The organism is Streptomyces mangrovi (assembly GCF_900114215.1).
GTDB lineage: Bacteria > Actinomycetota > Actinomycetes > Streptomycetales > Streptomycetaceae > Streptomyces > Streptomyces barkulensis.
Map to the genome: position 1 here is coordinate 1 of NZ_FOSG01000041.1, position 9,781 is coordinate 9,781.

Annotated in this window: 9 protein-coding genes; 2 read left to right on the top strand and 7 right to left on the bottom strand. The window is 72.9% G+C overall.

Going from position 1 to position 9,781, the window contains the following annotated elements:
- Positions 1–54 precede the first annotated feature (54 nt).
- Complete coding sequence (locus BM237_RS28405; RefSeq protein ID WP_093852615.1) at positions 55–1,275, top strand: pyridoxal phosphate-dependent aminotransferase; 1,221 nt, start codon at positions 55–57, stop codon at positions 1,273–1,275.
- Between the two features lie 105 nt (positions 1,276–1,380).
- Here BM237_RS28405 and BM237_RS28410 read toward each other — a convergent pair whose 3' ends face one another.
- Both BM237_RS28410 and clpB read right to left on the bottom strand, forming a co-directional pair.
- Positions 1,381–1,908, bottom strand: coding sequence for a YbjN domain-containing protein (locus BM237_RS28410; protein WP_093852616.1), 528 nt, complete (start codon positions 1,906–1,908; stop codon positions 1,381–1,383).
- A gap of 195 nt (positions 1,909–2,103) precedes the next feature.
- A complete protein-coding gene (gene clpB, locus BM237_RS28415) occupies positions 2,104–4,701 on the bottom strand; it encodes an ATP-dependent chaperone ClpB (protein ID WP_093852617.1) in 2,598 nt (865 codons plus the stop codon).
- A 111-nt stretch (positions 4,702–4,812) separates the two neighbouring features.
- Here clpB and BM237_RS28420 point away from each other — a divergent pair, with 111 nt between their 5' ends.
- Positions 4,813–5,244 (top strand): pyridoxamine 5'-phosphate oxidase family protein, encoded by a 432-nt coding sequence (locus BM237_RS28420; RefSeq protein WP_175541180.1) that lies wholly within the window; start codon positions 4,813–4,815, stop codon positions 5,242–5,244.
- Positions 5,245–5,437: 193 nt separating this feature from the next.
- On the opposite strand, the gene BM237_RS28425 is transcribed toward BM237_RS28420, so the two are convergent.
- The 5 genes from BM237_RS28425 to BM237_RS28445 all read right to left on the bottom strand — a co-directional run.
- Positions 5,438–6,298 carry a trypsin-like serine peptidase gene (locus BM237_RS28425; RefSeq protein ID WP_175541181.1) on the bottom strand — a complete coding sequence of 287 codons (861 nt, stop codon included), beginning with the start codon at positions 6,296–6,298 and terminating at the stop codon, positions 5,438–5,440.
- Between the two features lie 226 nt (positions 6,299–6,524).
- Positions 6,525–7,001 (bottom strand): heat shock protein transcriptional repressor HspR, encoded by a 477-nt coding sequence (locus BM237_RS28430; protein ID WP_093852620.1) that lies wholly within the window; start codon positions 6,999–7,001, stop codon positions 6,525–6,527.
- A gap of 5 nt (positions 7,002–7,006) precedes the next feature.
- The gene (gene dnaJ, locus BM237_RS28435) at positions 7,007–8,191 is read right to left on the bottom strand and encodes a molecular chaperone DnaJ (protein WP_093852621.1); all 1,185 of its coding nucleotides are present in this window, start codon (positions 8,189–8,191) and stop codon (positions 7,007–7,009) included.
- A 33-nt stretch (positions 8,192–8,224) separates the two neighbouring features.
- Positions 8,225–8,908 carry a nucleotide exchange factor GrpE gene (gene grpE / locus BM237_RS28440; protein WP_093852622.1) on the bottom strand — a complete coding sequence of 228 codons (684 nt, stop codon included), beginning with the start codon at positions 8,906–8,908 and terminating at the stop codon, positions 8,225–8,227.
- The coding region (locus BM237_RS28445) for an Hsp70 family protein (RefSeq protein ID WP_175541182.1) at positions 8,905–9,781 on the bottom strand (877 nt) is incomplete at its 5' end. The genes BM237_RS28445 and grpE, both read right to left, overlap by 4 nt.

The following is a 9,781-nucleotide window of genomic DNA, read 5'->3' on the forward strand; positions in this document are numbered from 1 at the left end:
AGTCAGGATGGCCCCGGAGTATCGACGGGCACACGAGTGAGGACCGGTGAGGACATGAACGCCAGGCCACTGCTGAACCGAAGGCTCCACGGGTTCGGCACGACGGTCTTCGCCGAGATGTCGGCGCTGGCCGTCCGGACCGGATCGATCAACCTGGGCCAGGGCTTCCCCGACACCGACGGGCCCGAACAGGTCCGCGAGGCCGCCGTGCGCGCCCTGCGGGAGGGCCGCGGCAACCAGTACCCGCCCGGCCCCGGCGTCCCGGAGCTGCGCGCCGCGATCGCCGACCACCAGCGGCGCTTTTACGGCCTGGAGTACGACCCCGACACCGAGGTCCTCGTCACCGCCGGGGCCACCGAGGCGATCGCCGCCGCCCTGCTGGCCCTGCTGGAACCGGGCGACGAGGTGATCGCGCTGGAGCCGTACTACGACTCCTACGCGGCCTGCGTCGCCATGGCCGGCGGCACCCGCGTCCCCGTCACCCTGCGGCCCTCCCCCGGGCCCGGATCGGCGTACCGCCTGGACCTGGACGAGCTGCGCGACGCCGTCACCGACCGCACCCGGCTGATCCTGCTGAACACCCCGCACAACCCCACCGGCACCGTCCTCACCCGCGAGGAGCTGACGGCGATCGCCTCGCTGGCGGTGGAGCGGGACCTGCTGGTGGTCACCGACGAGGTCTACGAGCACCTGGTCTTCGACGGCGAGCACATCCCCATCGCCTCCCTGCCGGGGATGCGCGAGCGCACCGTCTCCATCTCCTCCGCCGGCAAGACCTTCTCCTTCACCGGCTGGAAGGTCGGCTGGGTGACGGGCACGCCGGAGCTGGTGTCGGCGGTGCGCTCGGCCAAGCAGTACCTGACGTACGTCTCGGCCGGCCCCTTCCAGTACGCGGTCGCCGAGGCGCTCGCCCTGCCGGACTCGTACTACACCGGGCTGCGCGGGGACCTGCGCGCCAAGCGGGACCTGCTGGCGGACGGCCTGGCCCGGGCGGGTTTCAGGGTCTTCCGCCCCGCCGGCACGTACTTCGTCACCACCGACATCCGCCCTCTCGGCGAGAGCGACGGTGTGGCCTTCTGCCGCGCCCTGCCCGAGCGCTGCGGCGTCGTCGCCGTCCCCAACGCGGTCTTCTACGACCACGCGGCGCAGGGCGCGCACTTCGTGCGCTTCGCGTTCTGCAAGCGCGAGGAGGTGCTGCGGGAGGCGGTGGAGCGCCTGGGCGCGCTGACCCCGGCCCCGGACCCGGACCCGGACCGCGCCCGGTCCACCTCCTGACGGCCCGGGTGCCGGAGGGCCGGACGCGCGGCGGCCCCGGCGCGGCGGACGCGAAGCGTGCCGTGCACCGGGGCCGCGCGGGGCCTCGTGTGGGGGGCGGAGAGGTCAGCCCTCGCCCTCACCGTCGGACTCCTCGACGTCCTTGGCCAGGCCGAGCTGCTCCACGAGCCAGCGGTCGAACTCGACCGAGGCGCGGATCCAGCTCACCGTGCTGGAGACGAAGTGCTCCAGCGAGACGCCGACGCCGACCAGCATCTGGGCCTCGCCGATCAGGCGGACCGTGCCGTCGTCGTGCGTGTGGCTGTAGACCTTCGGCCACAGGGTGCGGCGGTTCCAGTCGTCGATCAGCTCCAGCAGGCGGTTCTTGTCCTCGATGGAGTGAGGGCGGTCGTAGAACGTCCGGACGGAGAAGACCTGCTGCTCCTTCTCGCCGCGGAACATGAAGTAGGTGCGGAACTCCTCCCACGGCGCCGCGAGGTCACCCTCGTCGTCGACGACGTACTTCAGCTCCATCTGGTCGAGGAGCTGCTTGACCAGGTCCTGGTCCGGGATGACGGGCCCGGCAGGCCCCGTCGGCTGCTGTTCGGGCTGCTGGCCCCCGAAGTTCGGGATCGAGGACGGGTCGATAGTCACCGTGGATTTCCCTTCATACGATTCCTGCCATCCTCCCCCACCCCGGCCCGGTCCTGGCAAGCCCGGGCTCCGGGGCTCGTCCGTCGGACTGACCTGATCGTCCGACCGCATGGAGGTTCCCTTCCCCGGCAGGGTGCACACGTGGCGGTGCCCGGCGGCCTGAGCCGCCGGGCACCGCCTGTCACAGCGTCTTGGTCACCGCACCGGGGTGACGGTCAGGCCCTCCTCCTCCAGGCCGACGTCCACGCGGACGGTGTCGCCGTCGCGGATCTCGCCGGCCAGGATCGCTCGGGCGAGCCGGTCGCCGATGGCCGTCTGGACCAGGCGGCGCAGCGGCCGGGCGCCGTAGGCCGGGTCGTTGCCCTCGACCGCCAGCCAGTCCAGCGCGGCGTCGGAGACGTCGAGGGTGAGGCGGCGGTCGGACAGGCGCCGGGAGAGTGCGTCGATCTGGAGCCGGGCGATGCTGCGCAGCTCCTCGCCGCTGAGCGCGGAGAAGATCACCAGGTCGTCCAGCCGGTTGAGGAACTCCGGCCGGAAGGCGGAGCGGACGCTCGCCATGACCTTCTCCCGCTTCTCCTCCTCCTTGGCGAGGGGGTCCATCAGGAACTGGCTGCCGAGGTTGGAGGTGAGGACGAGGATGGTGTTGCGGAAGTCCACCGTCCGGCCCTGCCCGTCGGTCAGCCGCCCGTCGTCGAGCACCTGGAGCAGGATGTCGAATACCTCGTGGTGGGCCTTCTCCACCTCGTCCAGCAGCACCACGCTGTACGGGCGCCGCCGCACGGCCTCGGTGAGCTGGCCGCCCTCCTCGTAGCCGACGTAGCCGGGGGGCGCGCCGACCAGCCGGGCGACCGAGTGCTTCTCGCCGTACTCGCTCATGTCGATGCGGACCATGGCCCGCTCGTCGTCGAAGAGGAAGTCGGCGAGCGCCTTGGCCAGCTCGGTCTTGCCGACGCCGGTGGGCCCGAGGAACATGAACGAGCCCGTGGGCCGGTCGGGGTCGGCGACCCCGGCGCGGGAGCGGCGCACGGCGTCGGAGACGGCGCGCACGGCCTCGCCCTGGCCGATCAGCCGCCGGCCCAGTTCCTCCTCCATGCGCAGCAGCTTCCTCGTCTCGCCCTCCAGCAGCCGCCCGGCGGGGATGCCGGTCCAGGAGGCGACGACGTCGGCGATGTCGTCCGAGCCGACCTCCTCCTTGACCATGGTGTCCTTGCTCGGCTCCTGCTCCTGCTCGGCGGCCGAGGCTTCCTCCAGCTCGCGCTCCAGGGTGGGGATCTCGCCGTACAGCAGCTTGGAGGCGGTCTCGAAGTCGCCGTCGCGCTGGGCGCGCTCGGCCTGGCCGCGCACCTCGTCGAGCCTCTCCTTCAGCTCGCCGACGCGGTTGAGGCCCTGCTTCTCCTTCTCCCAGCGGGCGGTCAGCCCCCGCAGCTCCTCCTCGCGGTCGGCCAGCTCGCGGCGCAGCCGCTCCAGTCGCTCCCGAGAGCTCTCGTCGCTCTCGCCCGCCAGCGCCAGCTCCTCCATCTTCAGCCGGTCCACGGCGCGCTGGAGCTCGTCGATCTCCACGGGCGAGGAGTCGATCTCCATGCGCAGCCGGGAGGCGGCCTCGTCGACCAGGTCGATGGCCTTGTCCGGCAGGAAGCGGGAGGTGATGTAGCGGTCGGACAGTGCTGCGGCGGCCACCAGCGCGCCGTCGGCGATCTGCACCTTGTGGTGCGCCTCGTAGCGGCCCTTGAGGCCGCGCAGGATGGCGATGGTGTCCTCGACGGTGGGCTCGGCGACCAGCACCTGCTGGAAGCGGCGCTCCAGGGCCGGGTCCTTCTCGATCCGCTCGCGGTACTCGTCCAGCGTGGTGGCGCCGACCATGCGCAGCTCGCCGCGGGCCAGCATGGGCTTGAGCATGTTGCCCGCGTCCATCGCCGAGTCGCCGCCGGCGCCCGCGCCGACGACGGTGTGCAGCTCGTCGATGAAGGTGATGATCCGCCCGTCGCTGGACTTGATCTCGCCCAGGACGGCCTTGAGCCGCTCCTCGAACTCGCCGCGGTACTTCGCCCCGGCCACCATCGCGCCCAGGTCGAGGGCGACCAGGCGCTTGTTCTTCAGCGACTCGGGGACGTCGCCCTTGACGATCCGCTGCGCCAGGCCCTCCACGACCGCGGTCTTGCCGACGCCGGGCTCGCCGATGAGGACCGGGTTGTTCTTGGTGCGCCGCGAGAGCACCTGCACCACGCGGCGGATCTCCTGGTCGCGGCCGATGACGGGGTCGAGCCGGCCCTCGCGCGCCGCGGCGGTCAGGTCGGTGCCGAACTTCTCCAGTGCCTTGTAGGTGCCCTCGGGGTCGGCGGTGGTGACGCGCTGGCCGCCGCGGGCGGTCTCGAAGGCGGTGAGCAGCTTCTCGGCGGTGGCACCCTGCTCGGTGAGCAGTGCGCCGGCCCGGCCGCCCCTGGCCGCCAGGCCGATGAGCAGGTGCTCGGTGGAGATGTAGGCGTCGCCCAGCTCCTTGGCGCGCCGGGAGGCGTCGGCGAGGACGGCCATCAGGTCGCGGTCGGGCTGCGGCTTGGCGACGGTGGAGCCCTGCACGCTGGGCAGCGAGCCCAGCAGCCGCTCGGCCGCCGAGCGCAGGGTGGCCTGGTCGGTGTCGACCGCCGCGAGCAGGTCCTGGATGTTCTCGTTGTCCTGGCCCTCCAGCAGGGCCAGCAGCAGATGTGCCGGGGTGATGTCGGGGTGGCCCCCGGTGAGGGCGCGGTTGTTGGCCGCGCTGATCGCGTCCCGGCTCCTGTTGGTCAGCTCGGCGTCCACGGGTGCGTGCTCCTCCTCCTGTCGCCAACTCTGCATACATCAGCATGCAGTAAGTTGAGTCTATTCCACTCAAGGCGCGAACGGGAGTGCCGCCGGGATAGTTTCCGGAGCATGGCCAGTGAATCCCGGCGGGACCCCGGGCACCCGGACGACGCGTATCTCGCCTTCTGGCGGGAGCGGCATCTGTGCACCCTGACCACGCTCCGCCCCGACGGCACCCCCCATGTGGTGCCCGTCGGGGTCACCTACGACCCCGGGGCCGGTCTGGCACGGGTCATCACCCGCCGCACCAGCGCCAAGGTCGCCAACGTCCTGGCCGCCGCGGACCGCCCCGGAGGCGCCCGGGCCGCCGTCTGCCAGGTGGACCGGGGGCGCTGGGCCACCCTGGAGGGCGTCGCGTCGGTGCGCACCGACGCCGACGCGGTCGCGGACGCGGTCGCCCGCTACGCCGAGCGGTACGGGCGCACCCCCGCGCCCAACCCGGAGCGGGTGCTGATCGAGATCGCCCTGGAGCGGGCGATGGGCACCGTCCGGCCCCGCTGACCCGCCGGCCCCTCTGCCCCGTCCGATCCCGCCGCCCGCACCCGCATACCCCGCCGCCCGCGCCCGCACGCCTGCCCGCGTACGGCAGGAGCCCGCGTACGGCGGGACGCCGCCCCGCCCGGTCGCACATCGGGCGGGACGGCGTCGGCTCGTGGGACGGCCGGTCAGGCGGGCCCTGCGGCTCCCGCGCGGCTCAGCCGCCGGACCCGCCCGCCGCCCGGAGCAGCCGGCGCGCCTCGGCCGGGAAGGGGCGGCCCAGCACCCGGCCCCGGTCGTCGCCGACCGACATCACGGCCACCACCGTGCCGGACTGGCTCACGGCGTCGTAGTCCCGCAGCCACGGCCCGCCGCTGGAGCCCTGGGTCAGGTCGCAGGACTCCAGCAGCAGTCCGCCCACGTTCGGCTGCTGGGTGTCCCGCTCGGTCAGCAGGGTGGGCGTGCCCGCGCAGTGGGCGAGCGTCTCGCCGTCGTAGGGCTCGGCCGCCGGGTAGCCGAGGGCCACGGTGCGCTCGGCCGGTTCGACGGGCTCGAAGTCCAGGCGGTTGGCGCCGACCGTCTCCTGGAGCGTCCGCCCGTCCTTCTTCTCCACCTTCAGGAAGGCGTAGTCGTACGGCAGGACCTGCGGCAGCTTCCCCCGCTTCCAGGCTGACTCCAGGTGCACCGACTCCACCCGCCAGCCGGCCCGGGCGGCGTTCGCGGTGCCGTGGCGGTCGTAGGCGGGGACGAACCAGGCCTGCTTCCAGCGGGCCTCGCCGGGGTTGTGGACGCAGTGCGCGGCGGTGACGACGACGCTTCCGTTGGGGGCGTCCACGACGGCGCCGGAGCAGGCCAGCAGCTGTCCGTCCGGATAGGTCCCGATGAGCTTCCCGACGGTCCGCACCGTACCGCCGGGCCAGGGGGCCCGGGGGGCGCCGACCCCGTCGGCCGTCGTGCGAACGGCCGCGGCGCCGGACACCGGATCGACCGCGGGAACGCCCAGGGGAGCCGCCCCCAGCAGCGCGGCGGAGGTCGTGACGGTGACGAACGCGGCTATGACGGCACGTATCCTGTCCATGCCCTCACGCTGCGCCCCTCCCACGCCGGCATGCCATCCGCACACCGCCGGACGGGTGGCGCGAAGCGTCCGTTCGGGCGGACCCGGACGGACGCATGTGTACGCCGGACGGCCCCACACCGGCCCCGCACAGGGCCCACAGCGAACCCACAGTGAGCCCGGCCGGGCCGGAAACGGGCCTCGGGGGTGCCGGGGGGCGGTGCCCCGGCCTACCGCTGAGTGAAGGTCAGTCGGCGGAGCGCTGCGGCCGCCAGACCACCAGGGCGCTGGACTGCCGCACATCGTGGTAGGGCACCAGATCGCGGCGGTAGGAGGCGTGCACCTGCGCCTCGCGCTGGCGCATGGCCACCGCCGCGCCCTCCACCGCCTGCTGGAGCTCGGCCACCTTGGCCTGGAGGGCCGCGACCTGGTTCTCCAGCTCGATGATGCGCTTGATCCCCGCGAGGTTGATGCCCTCGTCCTGCGACAGCCGCTGCACCTGGCGCAGGAGCTGGATGTCCCGCGCCGAGTAGCGGCGGCCGCGCCCGGCCGTGCGGTCGGGGGAGACGAGACCGAGCCGGTCGTACTGCCGCAGCGTCTGCGGGTGGAGCCCGGAGAGCTGTGCCGCGACGGAGATGACGTAGACCGGTGACTCGTCCGTCAGCTCGTACGGGTTGGCGCGCCCCCGCCCCTGGCCCTGTCGTCCGCGGCCGTAGCCGTCCATATCGGTCAGTCTCCCTTCGCGGCCTTGAACAGCGCCGCCCGCGGGTCCTCGCCCGCGGTCGCGTCACGGTAGGACTCCAGCAGGTCCCTCGCCTTGTCGCTCAGCTCCCTCGGGACCGTCACCTCTATGGTGACCAACAGATCGCCCCTGGTGCCATCCTTGCGCACCGCCCCTTTTCCGCGGGCGCGCATCGTCCGGCCGCCCGGCGTGCCGGCCGGAAGCCTCAGGGTGACCGGCGGGCCGCCCAGGGTGGGCACCTTGATCTCGCCGCCGAGCGCCGCCTCCGTGAAGGTGACGGGCACGGTGACGGTCAGGTTGTCGCCCTTGCGGCCGAACACCGGGTGCGACTCGACGTGCACCACGACGTACAGATCGCCGTTCGGGCCGCCGCGCTCGCCCGGCGCGCCCTTGCCGCGCAGCCGGATGCGCTGCCCGTCGGAGACTCCGGCGGGGATGCGGACCTGCATGGTGCGCGAGCTGGTGGCCCGACCGCTGCCCTTGCAGACCTCGCACGGGTCCTGGGCGATCAGGCCGCGGCCCTTGCAGTCCACGCACGGGTCGGTGAGCGAGAATCCGCCTCCGCCGCCGCGGCTGACCTGACCGGTGCCGACGCAGGTCGGGCAGACCCTGGGGGTGCCGTTCTTGTCGCCGGTGCCCGCGCAGGCCTTGCACGCCGCCGAGCTGGACATCCGCAGCGGGACCGTGGCCCCGTCCACCGCCTCGGTGAAGCTGAGCGTCACCTCGGACTCGACGTCCTGGCCGCGGCGCGGCTGGGTACGCGTGCCCGCGCCGCCGCCCCGGCCGAACAGCCCGCCGAAGACGTCCCCGAGGCCGCCGCCGAAGCCGCCCGCTCCGGGGGCGCCGCCGCCCTGGGCGCCCCCGAAGAGGTCGCCCAGGTCGAAGTTGAAGCCGCCGGGGCCGCCCGCCCCCGGGCCGGCGCGGAAACCGCCGGCCCCGAAGAGCGCGCGGGCCTCGTCGTACTCCTTGCGGCGCTTGGGATCGCCCAGGACGTCATGGGCCTCGGAGACCTCCTTGAAGCGCTCCTCGGCCCGGGCGTCGCCCTTGTTGGCGTCCGGGTGGAACTCGCGGGCGAGCTTCCGGTACGCCTTCTTGATCTCCGCCTCGGTGGCGTCCTTGGGGACGCCGAGGACCTTGTAGTAGTCCTTCTCCACGAAGTCCTTGGTGCTCATCCCCGGCGTCCCTCCTCCCGGTCTTCCCTCGCGTCAGCCCTGCTCGGGGCCACCGCTCTCCTCATCAGCTGCCGTCTCCGCCTGCTGGTCCTCGCCCTTGCCGGGCTGTGCGCCCGGCTGGGGCTCGGCGACACCGACCCGCGCGGGCCGGATGGTGCGCTCGCCGATGCGATACCCGGGCTGCAGGATCTGCACGCACGTCGTCTCGGTGACGTCGGGCGAGTACGAGTGCATCAGGGCCTCGTGCACCGTCGGGTCGAAGGCCTCGCCCTCCTTGCCGAACTGCTGCAGGCCCATCTTCGCCACGACCGTCTCCAGCGACTCGGCCACCGACTTGAAGCCGCCGACCAGCTCGCCGTGGTCCCGGGCGCGGCCGATGTCGTCGAGCACCGGCAGCAGCTCGGTGAGCACGTTGGCGATCGCGACCTCCTTGACCGTCACCCGGTCCCGCTCGACCCGGCGGCGGTAGTTGGAGAACTCCGCCTGGAGCCGCTGCAGGTCCTGGGTGCGCTCGTTCAGCGCGGTGCGGGTCTGGTCGAGCTGGGCGGTCAGCGCCGCCACCCGTTCGGCGTCCCCGGAAGCGCCGGAGGCCGCCTCCGGGCCCGCCTCCTCGGCGGCCCCGGGGGCCTGTGCCGCGTCACCGGGCTGCTCGCCCGGCTTGCCCGGCTCGGCGGGGACGTCGGGCTCCTGCTCGAAACCCGGGGTCTCCTCCGTCACGCTGCATCACCCTTGGGCTTGTCGTCGTCGACGATCTCGGCGTCCACCACGTCCTCGTCCGCGCCGGACGCCTTGGCACCGGCTCCGGCGCCGGCCTCGGCACCGCCCGCGGCCTGCTGGCCCTGGGCGTCGGCGTACAGGGCCTGGCCCAGCTTCTGGCTGGTGGCCGCGACCTTCTCGGAGGCCTCGCGGATGGCCGCCGTGTCCTCTCCCTTGAGCTTCTCCTTCAGGTCCGCCACCGACGCCTCGACCTCGGACTTCACATCACCGGGCACCTTGTCGGCATTGTCCGCCAGGAACTTCTCGGTGGTGTACACCAGCTGCTCGGCCTGGTTGCGGGTCTCGGCCGCCTCCCGCCGCCGGTGGTCCTCCTCCGCGTACTGCTCGGCCTCCCGCATCATCCGCTCGATGTCGTCCTTGGGCAGCGCCGAGCCGCCGGTGACGGTCATCCGCTGCTCCTTGCCGGTGCCCAGGTCCTTGGCCGAGACGTGCATGATGCCGTTGGCGTCGATGTCGAAGGTGACCTCGATCTGCGGCACCCCGCGCGGCGCCGGCGGCAGCCCGGTCAGCTCGAACATGCCCAGCTTCTTGTTGTACGCGGCGATCTCCCGCTCGCCCTGGTACACCTGGATCTGCACGCTGGGCTGGTTGTCCTCGGCGGTGGTGAAGATCTCCGAGCGCTTGGTCGGAATCGTGGTGTTGCGCTCGATCAGCTTGGTCATGATGCCGCCCTTGGTCTCGATGCCCAGGGACAGCGGGGTGACGTCCAGCAGCAGGACGTCCTTGACCTCGCCCTTGAGGACACCGGCCTGCAGCGAGGCGCCGATGGCCACCACCTCGTCGGGGTTGACGCCCTTGTTCGCCTCCTTGCCG

What these genes read in the sequence shown, in the direction of transcription:
- BM237_RS28405 (WP_093852615.1), top strand. Translation starts at nt 55, where the DNA reads ATGAACGCCAGGCCACTGCTGAACCGAAGGCTCCACGGGTTCGGCACG.
- BM237_RS28420 (WP_175541180.1), top strand. Translation starts at nt 4,813, where the DNA reads ATGGCCAGTGAATCCCGGCGGGACCCCGGGCACCCGGACGACGCGTAT.
- BM237_RS28425 (WP_175541181.1), bottom strand. Translation starts at nt 6,298, where the DNA reads ATGGACAGGATACGTGCCGTCATAGCCGCGTTCGTCACCGTCACGACC.
- BM237_RS28430 (WP_093852620.1), bottom strand. Translation starts at nt 7,001, where the DNA reads ATGGACGGCTACGGCCGCGGACGACAGGGCCAGGGGCGGGGGCGCGCC.
- dnaJ (WP_093852621.1), bottom strand. Translation starts at nt 8,191, where the DNA reads ATGAGCACCAAGGACTTCGTGGAGAAGGACTACTACAAGGTCCTCGGC.